Source organism: Pseudomonas psychrophila (assembly GCF_001043005.1).
Classification (GTDB): Bacteria; Pseudomonadota; Gammaproteobacteria; order Pseudomonadales; family Pseudomonadaceae; genus Aquipseudomonas; species Aquipseudomonas psychrophila.
In genome coordinates, this window is record NZ_JYKZ01000004.1 from 75,697 (window position 1) to 94,856 (window position 19,160).

Sequence of the window (19,160 nt, forward strand, 5' to 3'; positions counted from 1 at the left end):
AAGTCGGCAATCGACCAAAAAATCCAATCGTTGCCTGCTTAACCCTTGTCGGCCTTGCCCGCAGCCGCTGCAAATCTGGCCAGACGCACATCCAGATGCCGGGGCCGGTGGCCATGGTCTTCGGCACGCTCCTTGCGCCGAATCGCATTGCGCACCATCAACGAGCCCAGGTAACGAATGGGTTCGGGCGGAAAATAACCCAACGGTCCGTTGACCAGCGGCGAACGTGTCCAGTCATTAGCCAGCCCCTGCACCAGTGACGCCAGGATCTGCCCGCCCATGTGGCACGGACCTACCCCGCTACCTGAATAACCAAAGCCATAAAACACATTGCCGTGGCTGCTCATCTGACCGAAAAACGGCAAACCGGTGACCGAACGATCAGAAGGCCCGTTCCAGGTAGCCTCCACTCCAACCCCCGCAAATGCCGGAAAGAACTGCTCAAGGCTTTTGCTCAGTAGCCCGGCGTAGGGTGAAGGCTGATCGAACACCGGCAACATGCGCCCGCCATAGGCAAAGGTGTTGCCGCCCTTGCCCAGCATGATTCGCCCGTCCGGGGTGTTGTGGTAGTAGTGCACGAAAATTCGTGAGTCGAGCACTGTGACACCGCTGGTCAGGCCGATTTCCTGCAGCAAGTCAGGACGGGGTTCGGTAATCAGCATATCGCTGGACACAATCGCCACGCTGCGTTCGAACTGTGGAAACGCCCGGGCCATCCACGCATTCATCGCCAGCACCACACGGTCGGCGCGAATGCTCCCCGCCGGGGTGCGGATCACTGCCGGGGTGCCTTCCTCCAGCCCGGTCATTGGAGTGTTCTCATAAATTTTCACGCCTAGCTGCAAGGCAACCCGGCGCAACCCGCGCACCAGCTTGCCCGGTTGCACGCTGGCCGCTGCGGGAGAAAACCAGCCCTCCATATGCTGAGCCGATCCGGCCCGGCGCTGGACCTCGTCAACGGGCAACTTGCTGAACGAGTTGATGGATTGACGCTCCAGCGCGGCAATCACGCCGTCTGTGGAGCCAACCTGCGCCTGATTGGTCGCGGTATACAGCGTGCCATCGAGGCGGTAATCCGCGTCCACTGCGTACTTTTCACAAAACGCGCCAATCGCATAAATGCTTTGTTCTGACGCTTTGACCAGTCGCACCGCCTCCTCCACCCCGAACAAGCGTTCAAGGGTGAAGTACTTGGCCGACCAGGACAGCGCGCAGCCTCCGTTACGCCCGCTGGCACCTGCCCCGCAGATGTCAGCCTCAATCAGCACCACGTCCAGTTCGGGGCTCTGCTCCTTGAGCATGATCGCGGACCACAGCCCTGTGTAGCCGCCGCCCACAATGCACACTTGAGCCCGTGTTTCACCCTGCAGCGCCGTGCAGGGTTCTATATTTTCCTGGGCAAGTGCCTGTTCCAGCCAAAAAGGTCGCATGGGTCGTTCTCCTGCTCAGGTACGCAAAGGTTTGATCAACAACGGGTGATTGGGTACAAACGCGCAGCCGGCGTTGAGCCCTGCAGGCCTGCTGTTCCAGTGCGGGATCAGCACCAGGGAGGAAAAAAGCGCGCAGCAGGCAAATACAATAAACACCGTGACCGTGTCGAAATAGCCAGGCAACAAACCGCCAAGAATCGCCCCGACTGAACCGCAGCCATTCACAAAACCCGCCGCGGTGGCACCGGCTTTGGCGGTGCCAAAATCAATGGCGGCAGCGCCGCTGATCATGGAGTCGGGCCCGTACAGGGTCAGCCCCATTACAAACAACAAGGCCACCACCAGCGTTACGCTGCCGGAATGCAATGCCCCCATAAAGAATGCAAGGGAAACGGTCAGCGCCAGCAGACTCAAAATGCAGGCTGGCATTCGCCGGGCGCCGAATAGCTTGTCGGAGGCCAGGCCTATCATGATCGGCCCCAACAAACCCGCCAGCTCAAAGGCCGTGGGAATAATGGCCGCACCAACCTTACCCACTTGGGGCATTTGTTCAAAAACGATGACCGGCCCCCACAACAGAATTGCGTAACGCGCCGGCTTCAACATGAAGTACGCCAGCCCCAGGGTCAGTACCGTGCGATTGCGCATGATCTCGCGCAGCGGGGCCAAGACACTGATGCGTTTTTCGGCAGCAATCTCCTCAGCGCTCATTTCCGGCTCCGGCTCGACCGCAGGTAGACCGACATCTTCAGGAGTGTTGCGCTGGAATATAAAGAACAGCCCCGCCACCAATGCCACCACCACTGCACTGGAAATAAACGCCGCGTGCCAGGTACCCATCAGCGTGTATGCCCACCACCCGGCAAAGGGTGAAGCCACCAGCCCGCCAAAGGCGTAACACGAACTCCACAGCCCCAGCACCCGACCACGCTGCTCGGACGGGAAGAAACTTCCGATGTTTTTGCACAGGCCCGACCAGCCCGTCGATTGCGCCAACCCCTGGATCAGCATGCAAGTAGCAAAAATCGGCAAAGTGGCGTAAGTGCCCATAACCAGTGCCGCCAGCGCCGAAATGATCAAGCCGCCCAACACCACAACCCTGGGCCCAAAGCGGTCCGCAAGGATCCCCCAAGTGAATTGCCCGACGGCATACGCGGCGAGGTAGATGCCGTCAAGGTTGGCCATGGCCATCTTGTCCAGATGAAAGCTTGGGTCTTCGCTGATGCCCAGTTTGGCAACGGAGAAGGCTTTTCGTGTGAAGTAAAAGGCCGCGTAGGCCAGCCAAGTGATGGCAAAAATCTGCACGCGCCAGCGCTGGATGGTGGCAATGGACTTATTCATGTTGGGTCTGACCTCAGGTGTGAAATGTGCCGGCAGAATCAGAAAAGAACGCCTGTTTTTTTATTATGTTGAGCACTTCAATACCGCCCCGAGAAAGCAGACCGGCATCTATCAGACACACCCTGCTGTCCATTTTATTGGGTTTTCAGGTCTTTTCAGGGGGTGTCACAACCCGGCGCTATCGAGGACATAACGCCGGGCCGAGGTCGATCAAAGCAATTACTGACTAATAGGTAAAATCGATTTATCGTATTTCACTCATAAGCTCAGCTTGTAACAGGTTATCCAATGCCGATTTCACATGCGCAGTTGAAAGCCTTTCACGCGGTCGCCGTCCACGGCAGTTTTACCCGCGCCGCCGAACGGTTGTTTTTGAGCCAGCCGGCCATCTCCGATCAGGTCAGAAAACTTGAGGAACGTTTTGGCGTGCTGCTTTTTCACCGCAACAAACGCTCGGTACGCCTGACGGATCTGGGTGAGCGCCTGCTAAGCATCACTCAGCGTCTTTTCGTGGTGCAGGCCGAGGCACAGGAGCTGTTGCAAGACTCCCGCGCCCTGCAAACCGGGAGCCTGATTCTGGCCGTCGACGCGCCGGTTCATGTACTGCCCCAAATAGCCCGTTTCTGTGAACGCTACCCGGGGATCACAGTAAAAATCGAAACAGGAAACACCGACGAATCCCTGACACGCCTGTTCAACTACCAAGCGGACTTGGCATTGCTGGGGCGCGATGTCAGCGATGAGCGATTGCTGAGCGTGCCCTTGCGCAGCGATCCAATGGTGGCGTTTGTGGCCCGTACCCACCCGTGGGCCAGTCGCAGTTCCATCTGCCTGGCCGACCTGGATGACACCCCCTTGGTGCTGCGCGAAGTAGGCTCGGTGACCCGACAAACCCTTGAAGAAGAAATGAGCCAGGCTGGACTGCGCATTCGCGCCGCGATCCAGGTGGAAGGCCGCGAAGCTGCACGTGAAGCGGTGGTTGTCGGCATTGGCGTAGGGGTGGTATCGGCGGCAGAATTCGGGTCGGACTCACGGGTATGCGCCCTGCCCATTACCGACTGCAAAAGACGCCTGACTGAAACCCTGGTCTGCCTGCGCGAGCAGAGTTCACGGCGTGTGGTGGCGACGTTTCTGGAAATTGTGAAGGAGAGTTTGTAAGCCCATGGACAGTCTAGTTTGGGAGTGAGCCAGCTCCCACAGGATTAAAGCGCCTTTACGGCGCCAGCTCCATGAATGCCTTGATCAGCCGCAACTCGGCACGCCGCTCCATACAACCGAGCATATGCAGATTGACCAACCCAGCACCGTTGATCGGCACCGCGCGTACACGCGGGTCATGGCTGACTTCTACCGAAGACACGATTCCCACCCCGAGCTGAGCAGCTACCGCTTCGGTGACGGCTTCGCGGCTGTCCAGTTCCAGCAACACCCGCGGGTTGACTGCGGCCAGCTCACAGGCAGTGTCGAAGGTGCGACGGGTGATCGATGTCGGTTCACGCAACACCATGATCACCTGATCCAGTTGCGCAATCTCGACACCATCCGGCAGCGCCAGCCACGGGTGATTGGCCGGCACCAAGGCGCATATCCTGGACTGATCCAGCGCGCGCAAGGTCAACCCTTTGCGCGGTTCGACCTCTGTCAGCACAGCCACATCGGCATGCTCCGACAACAACGCCGCCAGGGTTTCCTGGGCATTGCCCAAACGCAAGTTCACGGTGATCCCCGGATAACGCGCCCGCAAGCTGGCCAGCATCGGCATCACCAAATGCGGACCGTCGGCCGCCACCTCAAGCCGTCCGGTGAGCAGTTGGCGATTGGCCTCCAGCATGACCTGTGCCTCATCCACCAAACCAAACATGGCGCGGGTGATGGCAGCAAGCCTGGTGCCTTCTTCGGTCAACTCTACACGCCGTGCAGTACGCCGCAGCAAGGTGATTTGATAGTGCTCTTCAAGAGCCTTGATGTGCCCGGTTACGGCCGGCTGACTGATAAAAAGTCGCGCCGCAGCGCGGGTAAAACTGCCTTCACGGGCCACGGCGTCAAAGGCACGAAGCTGGAATAAATTCATGCATAACCCTCACTGATGGCTGGCATAACAACAAACAATTTGATTGATATCAACTCAAACTGCAATTTATGCCCTGTACCAAGTAGCCATCCAATGCTTGTGAGGACTTCAGAATGAGTACTGCCGCGCCGATCCTGCTGACCCCCGGTCCACTGACAACGTCGGCGCGTACCCGCCAGGCGATGATGGTCGACTGGGGTTCCTGGGATGACAGCTTCAACCAGTTAACTGCCAGCCTCTGCGACCAACTGCTGACCATCGTCAATGGCAAGAGCAGCCATCACTGTGTGCCTCTGCAAGGCAGCGGCACCTTCGCCGTCGAGGCCGCCATCGGCACCCTGGTGCCACGAGATGGCAATGTGCTGGTGCTGATCAACGGTGCCTATGGCAAACGACTGGCCAAGATCTGCGAAGTGCTGGGGCGTCGCTTCAGCACCTTTGAAACAGCTGAAGATGAACCCACCACTGCTGCCGACGTAGAGCGTCTGCTGAGTGCCGACCCGAGCATCACCCATGTGGCTCTGATTCACTGCGAAACCAGTACCGGAATTCTTAATCCGCTGCCCGAAATTGCAACGGTCATTGCTCAACACGGGAAACGTCTGATCATCGACGCCATGAGTTCTTTCGGCGCTCTGCCCATTGATGCGCAGCAAGTCCCTTTCGACGCGCTGATCGCCGCCTCCGGAAAATGCCTGGAAGGCGTTCCGGGCATGGGGTTTGTTTTCGCCCGCAAAGAGGCACTGGCGAACGCAGCAGGCAACAGTCACTCACTGGCGATGGACCTGTTTGATCAGCACGCCTATATGGCCAAGACAGGCCAATGGCGCTTCACTCCGCCCACCCACGTGGTCGCGGCCTTGCACGAAGCCCTGCTGCAGTACAACGAAGAAGGCGGTTTGCCGGCACGCCACCAGCGTTATGCCAACAACTGCCAGACGCTGCTCGACGGCATGGCCGGGCTGGGTATCCGTAGCTTCCTGCCCGACGCCATTCAAGCGCCGATTATCGTCACCTTCCATGCCCCCAAAGATCCGCGCTACCAGTTCAAGGAGTTCTATGAACGCGTCAAAGCCAAGGGTTTCATCTTGTATCCGGGCAAATTGACCCAGGTCGAAACCTTCCGCGTGGGCTGCATCGGTCACGTCAATAAGGCTGAGATGCAGGCTGCCGTCAATGCGGTAGGCCAGGTGCTGCAAGAGATGGAAGTCTTCGAGATCTGATGATGTGGGGGCGAGGCGCTCCCACCTGCTTGAACAACCCAAATTACTTCGTGCGGCACAGCCCGCTCATACAGGATTGACAGACATGAATTACACCAACCCGAGCAAACTCCAGGCAGCCATTCTCGATTGGGCAGGCACCGTGGTCGACTTTGGCTCGTTCGCACCGACGCAAATTTTTGTCGAAGCCTTCGCCGAGTTCGACGTACAGGTTTCCATCGAAGAAGCACGCGGCCCGATGGGCATGGGCAAGTGGGACCACATCCGCACCTTGTGTGACCAACCACAAATCACCGAGCGCTATACAAACGTGTTTGGCCGCGCGCCGACTGACGAAGACGTAACCGCCATTTACCAACGTTTTATGCCGCTGCAAATCGAAAAAATTGCCGAGCACTCGGCCCTGATCCCCGGCGCATTGGAAACCATCGCCAAACTGCGTGAACAAGGCATCAAAATCGGATCATGCTCGGGCTACCCGGCGCAGGTGATGGCCAAAGTCGTTGAGCTGGCGGCCACCAATGGCTACGTCGCGGATCACGTAGTGGCCACCGACGAAGTGCCCAATGGCCGCCCGTGGCCCGCTCAAGCACTGGCCAACGTGATCGCGCTGGGCATCGATGATGTAGGCGCCTGCGTGAAAATCGACGACACCGTGCCGGGCATCCTCGAAGGCCGCCGTGCAGGCATGTGGACGGTCGCGCTGGTGTGCTCCGGCAACGCGCTGGGCTTGACCTACGCGCAATACAAGGCGCTGGATGCCGCGACACTGGACAGTGAGCGCACCCGCATTCATGCCTTGTTTGCAGGCTCACGCCCCCACTACCTGATAGACACCATCAGCGACCTGCCGAACGTCATTGCCGATATCAACCAGCGCCTGGCCAATGGCGAAATGCCACAAAGCAGCTAAGTGAGATAAAAAAACGCGGCTGCCCTGAGTCAGGCCTGCCGCGTTTTTTATGAGAAAGACTCAGCGTTTGTGTTGCTGCTCGACCCAATTGGCAAAGTCGTCGATGAATTTCTGCAAAAACGGTCGAGTTTTGTCTGACAGCTTTCCAGACGCATCAATTGCATCCCCCGCCCCGCCCAGGTACGCTTCAGGCTGCTGCATGCACGGCACATTGAGGAAAACCAGTGACTGGCGCAAATGCTGGTTTGCCCCAAAGCCGCCAATGGCTCCCGGAGAAACACTGATCACGGCACCCGGCTTGCCACTGAACACGCTTTGACCATAGGGACGCGAGCCGACATCAATCGCGTTTTTCAATACACCCGGCACCGAGCGGTTGTATTCAGGGGTCACGAACAGCACAGCGTCGGCCGGGCGTACCTGATCGCGAAACGTGCTGTAAGACGCAGGTGGCGGCGTGACATCAATGTCTTCGTTATAAAGCGCCAAGTCACCGATTTCGACAATATCCAGCTTAAGACTTGCCGGAGACAGTTCTGCCAGAGCAAGGGCGACTTTTCGATTGAGAGAATCTTTCCTCAGACTACCGACCAACACCGCAACGCTGTAGACCTTGCTCATAGAAAAACCCCGAGTCTGTAGTTGTAGGAAGAGTAGTTATAGATGATCGGACGCCTTTCTTGCACCCCAGTTCACCCTATCTGCCTGCAAGCCTGTAAAGTAGCAGGACTATTTTTTTCACATTGCTAAACTTCCCCTACTGATCAACGGTCTACAGAACCGCAAATTGGGTGTTTATCTCCAGAGGTTCTCTACAAATGGCGGCAGTTCTCGTTGGGCAATTTCATGCAAGGGATGCGGAAGGTCGCGTCTATTCCGTGCATGAGTTTGAAGATACACAAGCGGCAGGCGACCAACCGGTAAAAACGTACAAACTGGCCATTGGCGATCGCGTCAAAAAGAACGACGACAATACCTTCGAGCTAGTACAGTCGGGCGTCATACTGGTTCGAGATCCTTCTCCGGTTGTCGCCGCCTAACCTGCTGCCCGCGGCATATCGCTGAAGTCAAAGGATGAGACTTGGGTCAGGCTTCATAACGCTGAAACCTCATCTGCCGGACATGGACTTCACGCATGCGTTTACGCCACATCGAAGTGATTCAAGCCATCTTGCAAACCGGCAATCTCGGCCATGCTGCCGAGTTGCTGCAATTGCCCGCGGCAACCCTCAGCGCCACGCTGCAGGAAGCCGAGCAGCAATTGGGCTTTATGCTGTTTGCCAGTGTTCGCGGGCGGCTTAAAGCCACCCGCGACACCCTTGTGCTCCAACCCCATATCAACCAGCTGTACCAGGCACTTGAGCCGCTACGCCAGCTTGGCAACGACTTGCGCCAGCATCAGGAGCCGGCCTTGCGCGTGGCCTGCAGCGAAACCCTGGCACACCCCCTTCTGCCGCACTGCATAGGTGCCCTCAGGCGCCGTTTCCCCGATACGCCGACCACCTTGACCAGCCAGCCTTGCGCCGAAATTGTGCGCCGCCTGTTAATGGACGAATGCGATATCGGCCTGAGTTTGCAGGCATCTGAACAACCCGGGATCGACTGCCAGCCGCTGATTCAAGGCAAAGTGCAGTTCCTGGCACCCCACGGCTGGTTATCCCCCAAGCACAAATACATCGCACTGCAAGAGTTGGCTGGACAGGCAATGATTGGCCTGCAGCAGCACGACCCTTTGAGCCGCCTGCTCGATGACAAGCTTCAAGCCTTGCGCCCGGTGCCTGTGGTACAGATTCAGGTTCAGAGTTACCAGATGATGCGCAGCATGGTGGAAGCTGGCGAAGGGTTGGCGCTGGTCGATCCGTTCACGGCAGTGGGAGCCAAAACCAGCGGGCTGGATGTGTGCCCACTGTCACCGGCTATCCCGGTAACACTCTACGGGCTGACCCGCAAAGACGCACAGCCCGGGCCTGCGCTTAAGGCACTGCTCGATATCGTGCGTCAAAAGGCCGAGGCATTACTCGCGGATCAGGGGTTGGTGGTGCTGTAACAACCGCCCCATGACCTTCAAAGTACTGCGTCGCGATTCTCAAACATCAAATACCAGAAGATCGCCACTTCGCTGGTCTGCGGGTCTATGCCGCGATAGCGCAGGTAATCGATGCCACCGACCTGATACCCGCAACGCTCATACAACCGGCATGCGCCAAGGTTGTTGTTTTGGGTTTCCAGCATGATTCCCGGCAGGTTTTTTTTGTGGCTCCAGAACTTGACCACATCCAGCAATGACTTGGCCACGCCATGGCGACGGGCGCTGGCGACGACGGCCAGCTCATCCACGTGGGCGAAGCCATTCCAGTTGGTGCTCACCACCACATGCCCGACCGGCTGATTGTCCAGGTACGCCATGAAGATGTCGCTGTCCTTGCCACCCCGATAGCTGGCAAATTCATCAGGGTCGATGCCGTAGCATTTGCGATAAGGCGTGATCAGGTCCAGCGGCCAGTGCTCGACCCTTTTATGGCGGTCGGCACGAGCGTAAGCGCGAACCTCAAAGCTGAAGTCATTGCACCACACATACGGCGCAAAACCTTCGTCGGCCAAACGTACAGAGACTTGAGGGTCTTTGGGGTTCATAACCAGATGCATGAAAAATCCTTCTTTCTTGTCGTCGATGCTGACAATGGGCTGCTGTGCAACCCATTGCAGCCTGCGGCAGCGACTACAAGGTTAGCGCAAGGCTATTGCAGCGTCTGTCCCTTAGCGTCGAGAAGCTGGGCCCACAACGAGGGGCTGCCTGCCGATTTGGCAATGGCTTCAAGACGAGCCGCATGCTCGGCCAAGTCGCTTTCACTTGCACGAATAATCCGACCCGGCTGACGGTCGGCCGACAAGCGGCGGATTTCGCTGGCCTGATTGCCTGAGCCTTCGCCAGAACCATTGCCGTCGGAAGCATTACCGGCCAACGACAGGCTGGTCTGACCACCGGTCATGGTCAGGTAAACGTCTGCCAGGATCTCGGAGTCGAGCAATGCGCCGTGGAGTTCACGGCCCGAGTTGTCGACACCATAGCGTTTGCACAAGGCATCAAGACTGTTGCGCTGCCCCGGGTGACGGGCCCGCGCCATGGCCAGGGTATCGAGGATGGAGCAGTGACGGGTTATGTCCGCCCGGTCCGTCTGCCCGATCAGGGCAAATTCGTTGTTCAGAAAGCCCACGTCAAACGCGGCGTTATGAATGATCAACTGAGCGCCCTTGATGAAGTCAAAAAACTCATCGGCCACTTCAGCAAAGCGGGGCTTGCCCACCAGAAATTCGTTGGTAATACCGTGAACGCCGATGGCGCCCTCGTCACTTTCACGGTCGGGCTGCAGGTATACGTGAAAATGCCGGCCGGTCAAACGACGCCCCATCAACTCGACGCAACCGATCTCGATCACGCGGTGGCCGTCAGTGACCGGCATACCGGTGGTTTCGGTATCGAGTACCACACTACGCATGCTTGATTCCCCGCACCTGATCTACTCCGCGGTTGGCCAACTGGTCGGCGCGTTCGTTGCCAGGATGACCGATGTGCCCACGTACCCACTGCCACTTCACGGTATGACGGTTGACCTGCTCATCGAGCAGCTTCCATAGATCGGCGTTTTTCACCGGCTCTTTGGAAGCGGTTTTCCAGCCGCGCTTTTTCCAGTTGACCATCCATTCGGTGATGCCTTTCATCACGTACTGGGAGTCAGTCACCAGCAACACTTCACACGGGCGTTTAAGCTCTTCAAGACCGCGAATGGCGGCCATCAGCTCCATGCGGTTATTGGTGGTATTGGCTTCGCCACCCCAGAGTTCTTTTTCAACGCCCTGGCAGACCAGCAAGGCACCCCAGCCACCCGGGCCAGGATTGCCCTTGCAGGCACCATCGGTGAACATTTCAACGCTATCGGTCATTACAAACTATCCAGAAAAAGGCTGCTTATGGCCTGACCATCAGCAAGGGTCAGTGCCTGAGCCGGGCAAACCCGGCCCAACAAAAATTAAGGTTCAGTGTGGCGCCGATTGACCTTGGCCATCTGCAGGGGAATCAGCTTGCCCATCGGTTCCCGGCGCAAAGGATTGACGGGGCGCAAGCCCACCACCATTTTGCGTGCAACCAATATATAGAAGCCACCACCGGCCAATTGCCAGCTGCCAGCCTTGCGCTCCCAGCCTGAGAAACGGCTTTGCCACGCCTTGGATGCAAGCGGCGGACGATAGCACCCGAAGCGGCGTTTCTCCAGCGCAAAGCCCAGCAGATTCAGCCAGTCGGCGACCCGTGAAGGTGAAATGCAACGCGCTTTGCGCAGGGCATCCTTGGCGAACACATGGCGTAAGCCCCAACTGCTCCAGGGGTTGATCCCGACAATCAACAAATGACCGCCAGGACGCACGCTGCTGGCTGCTTCGCGCAACAAACCATGGGGCGAGAGGCAAAAATCCAGGCCGTGCTGCAACACCACCACATCCGCTGCGTGCTCACACAACGGCCACGCCTGCTCTTCACAAATGATCTCAACACCCGGCAGGGGGGCTCCAAGACGCACACTGCGGCGTACTTGCGCAGCCTCTGGAGGGGGTTCGGCGCCAGGGCCGTAATGCACCAGATAGCCGCCGAAAAAGCGTCCCAGCTCATCCTCAAGCACACGCTGCTCATCTTCGAGCAACAACTGCCCAAGGGGGCCGGACAGCCATTCACGCGCTGAACTGATCAGCGCCAGCCACTCAGGGTCTGCCTGAGCCAATGCTTTATCGGTCATCGCTCCTCCAACTCGCCGTCTACCAATCACAAGCCTTAAGGTTTGCTGACGTTTCTTTGCGGCCGCGACCATAGCACACGTGGTGCCGGGCGAGGCGCGAGCAGCGCAGTCAGGTTGTACTGAACAGGCTGGACGCAACGTCGTCCTGCGACGCGGCTCGCAATGGAACATCAACAGACCCTAAGATGCGCCATTGTTTCGCACTTGGGAATTGCACCATGTTACAGATCGACGCCCTGCCCGCCTTCAGCGACAACTACATATGGTTGTTGCAAGACACCGATCACAAACGCTGCGCCGTGGTCGATCCGGGTGACGCCGCGCCCGTCATGGCCTGGCTGGAGCAGCACCCGGGCTGGGTGCTCAGTGACATATTGATCACCCATCACCACTTCGATCATGTGGGCGGTGTTGCGCAACTGCATGAGCACACTAACGCGAAGGTCTGGGGCCCGGCACTTGAGACCATTCCAGCCCGACAAGTGGCGCTTAACGACGCCGACCGTATCGAAGTGCTGGGCCTTGAATTTCAAGTCATGCTCGTGCCCGGACACACGCTGGGGCACATCGCCTTCTATCATGACGACCCATCGGCTCCCCTGCTGTTCTGCGGTGACACCCTCTTCGCCGCTGGCTGTGGCCGACTGTTCGAGGGCAGCCCTGAACAAATGCACCAGTCACTGAGCCGACTCGCTGCGCTGCCAGCCCTCACTGGCGTGTACTGCACCCACGAATACACCCTTAGCAATTTGCGCTTCGCCCAGGCGGTCGAGCCCACCAATGCGGATATTGCAGCGCGGGTAGCGCAAGTCACCCAATGGCGCGCCGAAGGCCGCATCAGCTTGCCATCCTCCATAGGCCTCGAATTACGCACAAATCCCTTTTTAAGGGTTAAAGAAACATCTGTTAAAGAAAAAGCTGACGAGTGGAACTCCCTCGACAACGACTCGCCCGGTGCTGTCTTTGCCAGCCTGCGCAGCTGGAAAGATACGTTCTAAAACGGGCTGCGGTTAGCACAGAAATTCTCAACAGTTGACCGCACCCCCCCTGCTTTCTAGAATCCCCCGACATTTTTTCCTGAAACTATCATCAGCCAATGTCGTCATTTAAAGGTTACTCCATCAATTCAGACGCATTGACGCGCTTGGTTAAAGCCATCGCGGTGGCTGTGTCCGCCACTCTTGCGGGCTGCCAATCCATGGATCATTCGGCGCAAACCACCGAACGGGCCAGCCTGAAAATCGCCAAGCGCATCCCTCAAGAGCCGCTCTGGCTCAGCGAAAAAACTAGCCCCGTTGCCCCGCAAGATGTCTGGGAGCGGATGCGCCAAGGGTTCAAGTTGCAGGACGGCCAGAACGTTAACCCCCGCATTGAACAACAGCGCTTGTGGTTTGCCAGCAATCCGTCATTCCTCGAGAACGCAGGAGAGCGTGGCAGTCTTTACATCCACTACATCGTCGAACGCCTCGAAGAGCGCAACATGCCGCTGGAACTGGCCCTGTTGCCAGCCATCGAAAGCGCCTACAACCCAATGGCGTACTCCCACGCCAATGCGGTCGGTCTCTGGCAATTTATCCCTTCGACGGGCCGCTATTTCAATTTGCGTCAAACCCGTGCTTACGACGGTCGCCGTGACATTACCGCCTCGACCCTGGCAGCCCTGAACTACCTGAACCGTCTGCACGACATGTTCAACGGTGACTGGCTGCTGGCCCTGGCGGCTTACAACGCAGGCGAAGGTACTGTTAGCCGGGCCATCGAGCGCAATGAAAAACTCGGCTTGCCGACCGATTACTGGAACCTGCCACTGCCGCAGGAAACCAAAGACTACGTTCCAAAACTGCTGGCACTGTCCCAAGTGGTTCTGGCCCCTGAAGCCTATGGCATCAACCTGAATCCGATCGCCAACGAACCCTACTTCGAAATGGTCGAAATCAAGCAGTCCATGGATCTGTCCCGCGTGGCAGCCCTGGCCGAGATCGACGAAGACGAGATGTTTCAGCTGAATCCGGCTTACAAGCAGCGCGCCACGACCGATGGCCCGCAACACCTGCTTGTGCCCACCTCCAAAGCGCAGTTGCTGACCGCCAGCCTTTCCAACCTCAAGCCCGAAGAACTCGTCAGTCTGCGCCCTAAAAAGCCTGTGTTTGACAGCATTGCGAGCAATCAACCGGCACGGCTTAACCGCAAGTACCGGGTTAAAAGTGGCGACAACCTGACCCTGATTGCCAAAGCCAACAAGGTTGATGTCAAAGACCTGCAGCATTGGAACAAACTAAGCGGCAACAACCTCAAGGCCGGTCAGATCCTGGTCATGCAGGACACCCGCAAGTCCACGGGCAGAAAGCCTACGCAATACAAGGTCAAAAAAGGCGACTCGCTGTACATCGTTGCCAAGCGTTTCAACGTTGAAATGCAACATCTCAAGCGCTGGAACCCAAGCAGCGCAAAAGCCCTGAAACCCGGGCAGATGCTGACAGTTTCAAAACCGCGTTAAAGCATAATGCTGGCACTATTGCGGGCAAGTTGATTCCTACACAAAAGTAGGGCGCAACTTGCCCGCAGTGCTTTCCAGCGTGGCCTTTTTCCTACAGATACAAGCTGTTACTGTACGGAAACCTAAGCCCAATGCCTGGATCGGATCTCTGACTTGATGCGTCCCCTCCTCACGCTATTTATCAGCCTGGCCTTGAGCTTCCCCGTAAGCGCATCCTTGAGCGAAAGCCACGGTTATGCGCAGTTCGGCACACTCAAGTACCCGGCCACGTTCACCCATTTCGATTGGGTAAACCCTGACGCGCCCAAAGGCGGGACCTTGAAGGTCATGGCGTTCGGCACCTTCGACACGCTAAACCCCTATACCTTCAAAGGCACCAGCCCGGTATCGACGCCAAATTTTTTGCAATACGGGGTCAACGAGCTCAACGAAACCCTGATGGCCGGCACTGGCCAATACGCGCCATCCGGCGATGAGCCAACATCCAGCTATGGCTTGATCGCACAATCGGTGGAGTACAACGAAGACCGCAGCTGGGTGGTATTCAACCTTCGACCCGAAGCCCGTTTTCACGATGGCAAACCGATCACTGCCTACGACGTTGCGTTCTCTTACAACCTGTTGCTCAAAGAGGGCCATCCGCAGTACCGGACCAATCTTCAGGAAGTCCAGCGCGTCGACATTCTGGGGCCCAAGCGCATTCGCTTTGTGTTCAAGCGTGCAAACAACCCTTTGCTGATTTTGCGTCTGGGTGAGTTGCCAGTCCTGCCCCAACATTACTGGGCAAAACGCGATTTTAAAGCCACCACCTTTGAACCACCGCTGGGCAGCGGGCCATACCGCATCACCAAGGTCACTCCGGGTCGCCAACTGGTCTTCGAGCATGTGAAGAACTGGTGGGGCGCCAACTTGCCGGTCAATCGCGGCAAATATAATTTCGACCGGGTTGAAGTGGAGTTCTACCGCGACAGCGATGTCGCCTTCGAAGCCTTCAAAGCACGCGAATTCGATATCTATATCGAACACCAGGCCAAGAACTGGGCCAATGGCTATAACTTCCCGGCGGTCCGTCGGGGAGATGTGGTTAAGGCTGAAATCGCCCACCAGATTCCGACGCAAACCCAGGGGCTGTTCATGAACAGCCGCCGCGCCACCTTTGAGCAAACCAGAGTCCGTGAGGCCCTGGGCTTGATGTTCGACTTTGAATGGACCAACCGCACACTGTTCAACGGTGCCTACAAGCGCGCTTCGAGTTTTTATCCCAACAGCGAGTTTTCGGCCAGCGGCATTCCCCAAGGGCATGAATGGCTGATGCTTTCACCGTGGCGCAACCAACTGCCTCCCGAACTGTTCAGCCAGGCCTTTGCCCTGCCCCAAACCGACGGCCGCGGCATCCCCCGTGAAACGATGCGCCAGGCACTGGGCTTGCTGGCCGAAAGCGGCTGGAAGCTGTCCGGTCAACGCTTGCTCAACAGCGAAGGCAAGCCGCTGCGCTTCGAGATATTGCTGGTCAATCCCAACCTTGAGCGCATCCTGCAGCCTTATGTGGAAAACCTCGCCAGCATCGGCGTCGACGCCCGACTACGCACGGTAGATCGCGCGCAATACAAACAACGACTGGATCAATTCGACTTCGACATGATCCTCATGACCCTTGACCAGACCCTGAGCCCCGGCCTTGAACAGTGGCAGTACTTCCACTCCAGCCAGGCGAACGTCAAGGGCAGCAAAAACTATGCAGGCGTTTCCAGCCCGCTCGTGGATCAGTTGCTCGAACGCTTGCTGGCCGCCCAGAACCGTGACGAGCAATTGTCGGCCGGGCGAGCCCTTGACCGTGTGTTGCTATGGCAGCACTACATCATTCCTAACTGGTATCTGAACTATCACCGCCTGGCGTACCGCAACCGGTTCGCCTTTGTGACTACGCCGCCCTACACCCTGGGCCTTAGCGCGTGGTGGCTTAAGCCTACGGAGAAAAAACAATGATGCCTTTGCGTACGTTGCTCAACCCCCTCGCTGGCTTACTGTTGACCGGTTTTGCCTGCATGGCGCTGGCCGCCCCTCAACATGCGTTGACCCTCTACGACGAGCCGCCGAAATACCCGGCCAATTTCAAGCATGTTGATTACGTCAACCCGGACGCTCCCAAGGGCGGGACATTTCGCAAGTCCTCGCTGGGCAGTTTTGACAGCCTCAACCCCTTTATCAACAAAGGCGTTCCGGCCGACGACATTGACCTGACCTTCGATACCCTGGCCCGGCAAACCCTCGATGAGCCCTTCACTTCCTACGGCCTCATCGCCGAGAAAATCGAAAAAGCCCCAGACAACAGCTGGGTGCGCTTTTACCTGCGCCCCCAGGCAAAATTCAGTGACGGTCATCCGATTCGTGCCGAAGACGTGGTGTTCAGCTTCGATACCCTGATGAAAAACGGTTCACCGCTTTACAAGGGCTATTACAGCGATGTCGACCAGGCGATCGCAGAAAACCCGTTGCAAGTGAAGTTCACCTTCAAGCACAACAAGAATCGCGAGTTACCGCTGATACTTGGCCAGCTCCCGGTTTTGCCCAAGCACTGGTGGGAAACACGAGAGTTCGGCAAGGGCAACCTGGAAGTGCCGCCCGGCAGCGGGCCTTACACCATCACCGAAATCAAGCCCGGGCGCTCAATCCGTTACGAGCGCAACAAGGACTACTGGGGCAAAGACCTGCCGATCAACAAGGGCCTGTACAACTTCGACACGATTACCGTCGATTACTTTCGCGACAACAGCGTAGCGTTCGAAGCCCTCAAGGCCGGGCAATTTGATTACTGGCTGGAAATCAGCGCCAAGAACTGGGCCGGTGCCTACAACGCCCCCGCCTTCACTCAGGGCCGGTTGAAAAAAGAAGAAATCCGCAACCACAACCCGACAGGCATGCAGGGTTTTGTCTTCAACCTGCGCAAACCCATGTTCCAGGATGTTCGTGTTCGCGAAGCCATCAGCCTGCTGTTTGACTTCGAGTGGGCCAACAAGCAGCTGTTCAGCGGCGCTTATGCACGTACGGGCAGTTATTTCGAAAACTCAGAAATGGCTGCCAAAGCACCGCCCACCGAAGAAGAACTGGCCATTCTGGAACCCTTGCGCGGCCAGGTTCCGGACAAGGTATTCACTGAAGTCTTCAAGCCTAACGTCACTGATGCCAGCGGCATGATTCGCGAGCAGCAACGCCGCGCCTATCAACTGCTGCAAGAAGCAGGCTGGCGTATCGTCGACGACAAGATGGTCGACGCACAGGGAAAGCCGGTCACCATCGAATTTCTGCTGGCACAAACCGAATTCGAGCGAATCCTCCTGCCTTTCAAACGCAACTTGAGCGATCTGGGTATCGACTTGCAGATACGTCGGGTCGATACCTCCCAATACCTGAACCGTCTGCGCTCGCGCGATTACGACATGATCGTCGGCAGCTTCCCGCAGTCCAGCTCACCTGGTAGCGAACAGCGCGAATACTGGGAATCGCTCAGTATCGATAAGCCCGGCAGCCGTAACTTTATCGGCCTCAAGGACCCGGCCATTGATCAACTGACGGAGGGCCTGATCAATGCCGAGTCCCGAAAAAGCCTGATCAACCATGCCCGGGCCTTGGACCGAGTCTTGCAGTGGGGCTTCTACGTGATTCCGAACTGGCACATCAAAACCTGGCGCGTTGCGTATTCGAGTCACATCGGCCACCCCGAAGTGACCCCGAAATACGACATTGGCACCTCGACCTGGTGGGCAAAGCCTGACGCCAAAACTGAGACCCCGATTAAACCTGCAAGCGCGAGCCAGGAGCCTTAAATGCTGGCTTATATATTCAGGCGACTGCTGCTTATTATTCCGACGCTATTCGGGATACTGCTGATTAACTTCATCATCATCCAGGCCGCACCCGGCGGCCCGGTTGAACAGATGATCGCCAAGCTGGAGGGTTTTGATGGTGCCACCAGCCGTATCGCGGGAGGGGGTTCGGAGGTGTCCGTGGCCGGCTCCAACTATCGCGGCGCGCAAGGGCTGGACCCGGAGCTGATCAAGGAAATCGAAAAGATGTACGGCTTCGACAAGTCGGCGCCGGAACGTTTGTGGATCATGATCAAGAACTACGCACAACTGGACTTCGGCGAGAGTTTCTTTCGAGACGCCAAGGTCATCGACCTGATCAAGGAGAAGATGCCGGTTTCGATTTCACTGGGGTTATGGAGCACCCTGATCATGTACCTGGTATCGATTCCGCTGGGAATCGCCAAGGCTACGCGGCACGGCAGCCATTTCGACGTCTGGACCAGTTCGTTGATCATTATCGGTTATGCGATCCCCGCCTTTTTGTTTGCCATCCTGCTGATCGTGCTGTTTGCCGGGGGCAGCTATTTTGACTGGTTCCCGTTGCGAGGCCTGACCTCCAACAACTTCGACGAGCTGAGTGTGGGCGGCAAGATCCTTGATTACTTCTGGCATCTGGCATTGCCGGTCACCGCGCTGGTAATCGGCAACTTCGCCACCATGACCTTGCTGACTAAAAACAGCTTCCTGGATGAGATCAACAAACAGTACGTGGTCACCGCAAAAGCCAAAGGGCTGACCAACCATCGCGTGCTTTATGGCCATGTGTTTCGCAATGCCATGCTGCTGGTGATCGCGGGTTTCCCGTCCGCATTCATAGGAATTTTCTTTACCGGCGCCTTGTTGGTCGAAGTAATTTTCTCCCTCGACGGCCTGGGCCTGATGAGCTTTGAAGCGGCGATCAATCGCGATTACCCCGTGGTCTTCGGCACCCTGTTTATTTTCACGCTGGTCGGGCTGGTGGTGAAGCTGATCGGTGACCTCTCATACACCCTGGTTGATCCACGCATCGACTTTGAAAGCCGGGAGCATTGA

The 19,160-nt window shown here is 57.3% G+C and carries 18 protein-coding genes; 10 read left to right on the top strand and 8 right to left on the bottom strand.

Features of this window, described 5'->3' with window-relative positions; translation table 11 throughout:
• Positions 1–38 precede the first annotated feature (38 nt).
• A complete protein-coding gene (locus tag TU76_RS11680) occupies positions 39–1,430 on the bottom strand; it encodes an FAD-dependent oxidoreductase (protein WP_048351702.1) in 1,392 nt (463 codons plus the stop codon).
• A 15-nt stretch (positions 1,431–1,445) separates the two neighbouring features.
• Positions 1,446–2,771 carry an MFS transporter gene (locus TU76_RS11685; RefSeq protein WP_019828385.1) on the bottom strand — a complete coding sequence of 442 codons (1,326 nt, stop codon included), beginning with the start codon at positions 2,769–2,771 and terminating at the stop codon, positions 1,446–1,448.
• A 288-nt stretch (positions 2,772–3,059) separates the two neighbouring features.
• Here TU76_RS11685 and TU76_RS11690 point away from each other — a divergent pair, with 288 nt between their 5' ends.
• Positions 3,060–3,929, top strand: a complete 870-nt coding sequence (locus tag TU76_RS11690; RefSeq protein WP_019828386.1) for a LysR family transcriptional regulator — start codon at positions 3,060–3,062, stop codon at positions 3,927–3,929.
• 55 nt (positions 3,930–3,984) lie between these two features.
• Here the strand turns inward: TU76_RS11690 and TU76_RS11695 are convergent, their stop codons facing one another.
• On the bottom strand, positions 3,985–4,842 hold the full coding sequence (locus TU76_RS11695; protein ID WP_019828387.1) for a LysR substrate-binding domain-containing protein: 858 nt from the start codon (positions 4,840–4,842) through the stop codon (positions 3,985–3,987).
• Between the two features lie 113 nt (positions 4,843–4,955).
• On the opposite strand from TU76_RS11695, the gene TU76_RS11700 reads away from it, so the two are divergent.
• Complete coding sequence (locus tag TU76_RS11700) at positions 4,956–6,065, top strand: 2-aminoethylphosphonate--pyruvate transaminase (protein ID WP_048351703.1); 1,110 nt, start codon at positions 4,956–4,958, stop codon at positions 6,063–6,065.
• Between the two features lie 85 nt (positions 6,066–6,150).
• Positions 6,151–6,978, top strand: coding sequence for a phosphonoacetaldehyde hydrolase (phnX, locus tag TU76_RS11705; protein ID WP_019828389.1), 828 nt, complete (start codon positions 6,151–6,153; stop codon positions 6,976–6,978).
• A gap of 60 nt (positions 6,979–7,038) precedes the next feature.
• On the opposite strand, the gene TU76_RS11710 is transcribed toward phnX, so the two are convergent.
• Complete coding sequence (locus TU76_RS11710; protein WP_048351704.1) at positions 7,039–7,599, bottom strand: NADPH-dependent FMN reductase; 561 nt, start codon at positions 7,597–7,599, stop codon at positions 7,039–7,041.
• 197 nt (positions 7,600–7,796) lie between these two features.
• On the opposite strand from TU76_RS11710, the gene TU76_RS11715 reads away from it, so the two are divergent.
• Together TU76_RS11715 and TU76_RS11720 are read left to right on the top strand one after the other, a co-directional pair.
• Positions 7,797–8,018: a hypothetical protein gene (locus TU76_RS11715; protein ID WP_019828391.1), complete on the top strand. Its 222-nt coding sequence runs from the start codon at positions 7,797–7,799 to the stop codon at positions 8,016–8,018.
• 95 nt (positions 8,019–8,113) lie between these two features.
• Positions 8,114–9,025 carry a LysR family transcriptional regulator gene (locus tag TU76_RS11720; protein ID WP_048351705.1) on the top strand — a complete coding sequence of 304 codons (912 nt, stop codon included), beginning with the start codon at positions 8,114–8,116 and terminating at the stop codon, positions 9,023–9,025.
• A 17-nt stretch (positions 9,026–9,042) separates the two neighbouring features.
• On the opposite strand, the gene TU76_RS11725 is transcribed toward TU76_RS11720, so the two are convergent.
• From TU76_RS11725 to TU76_RS11740, 4 genes are all read right to left on the bottom strand, one after another.
• Positions 9,043–9,624 (bottom strand): GNAT family N-acetyltransferase, encoded by a 582-nt coding sequence (locus TU76_RS11725; protein WP_019828393.1) that lies wholly within the window; start codon positions 9,622–9,624, stop codon positions 9,043–9,045.
• Between the two features lie 92 nt (positions 9,625–9,716).
• On the bottom strand, positions 9,717–10,475 hold the full coding sequence (gene dnaQ / locus TU76_RS11730) for a DNA polymerase III subunit epsilon (protein WP_019828394.1): 759 nt from the start codon (positions 10,473–10,475) through the stop codon (positions 9,717–9,719).
• Positions 10,468–10,920 carry a ribonuclease HI gene (rnhA, locus tag TU76_RS11735; RefSeq protein ID WP_019828395.1) on the bottom strand — a complete coding sequence of 151 codons (453 nt, stop codon included), beginning with the start codon at positions 10,918–10,920 and terminating at the stop codon, positions 10,468–10,470. Before rnhA ends, dnaQ begins: the two co-directional genes overlap by 8 nt.
• An 86-nt stretch (positions 10,921–11,006) precedes the next feature.
• On the bottom strand, positions 11,007–11,765 hold the full coding sequence (locus tag TU76_RS11740; protein ID WP_019828396.1) for a methyltransferase domain-containing protein: 759 nt from the start codon (positions 11,763–11,765) through the stop codon (positions 11,007–11,009).
• 218 nt (positions 11,766–11,983) lie between these two features.
• Between TU76_RS11740 and gloB the strand changes: the two genes are divergently transcribed.
• The 5 genes from gloB (at position 11,984) to TU76_RS11765 (ending at position 19,160) form a co-directional block, all read left to right on the top strand.
• A complete protein-coding gene (gene gloB / locus TU76_RS11745) occupies positions 11,984–12,763 on the top strand; it encodes a hydroxyacylglutathione hydrolase (RefSeq protein WP_048351706.1) in 780 nt (259 codons plus the stop codon).
• A 98-nt stretch (positions 12,764–12,861) separates the two neighbouring features.
• Positions 12,862–14,262 carry a lytic transglycosylase domain-containing protein gene (locus TU76_RS11750; RefSeq protein ID WP_048351707.1) on the top strand — a complete coding sequence of 467 codons (1,401 nt, stop codon included), beginning with the start codon at positions 12,862–12,864 and terminating at the stop codon, positions 14,260–14,262.
• A gap of 156 nt (positions 14,263–14,418) precedes the next feature.
• Complete coding sequence (locus TU76_RS11755; protein ID WP_019828399.1) at positions 14,419–16,248, top strand: extracellular solute-binding protein; 1,830 nt, start codon at positions 14,419–14,421, stop codon at positions 16,246–16,248.
• Positions 16,245–18,086, top strand: coding sequence for an extracellular solute-binding protein (locus tag TU76_RS11760; protein WP_046810827.1), 1,842 nt, complete (start codon positions 16,245–16,247; stop codon positions 18,084–18,086). The genes TU76_RS11755 and TU76_RS11760 overlap by 4 nt, the downstream gene beginning before the upstream one ends.
• Positions 18,087–19,160 (top strand): microcin C ABC transporter permease YejB, encoded by a 1,074-nt coding sequence (locus TU76_RS11765; RefSeq protein ID WP_046810826.1) that lies wholly within the window; start codon positions 18,087–18,089, stop codon positions 19,158–19,160.